Here is a 260-nt window from a genome sequence, read left to right on the forward strand (position 1 = left end):
GGTATTCGCACCTCCCCGACGCTTATCGCAGCGTATCACGTCCTTCATCGCCTGTGCATGCCAAGGCATCCACCAAATGCCCTTAAGACACTTGATCACTCTCATTGCCAATATCCATCAAGCTTGTTCAGCCCGACGTTATCAGCAGAAAGACCAGCTTCTCGAGATACAATCGGTGACGGCGGTTAAACACATCAATCATAATGCAAGGCTTGAGCAAGCCATTGCGACATCAACTGGATAGTTGATCCGATTACATC

1 rRNA gene is annotated in these 260 nt (G+C 48.8%); it reads right to left on the reverse strand.

The window, feature by feature from the left end:
* Window positions 1–97 (reverse strand): 23S ribosomal RNA (locus ACS5UA_RS22945); the annotation flags it as partial.
* Window positions 98–260 lie beyond the last annotated feature (163 nt).

Source organism: Brucella sp. RRSP16 (genome assembly GCF_052246815.1).
In the GTDB taxonomy this organism is placed as follows: Bacteria; Pseudomonadota; Alphaproteobacteria; order Rhizobiales; family Rhizobiaceae; genus Brucella; species Brucella intermedia.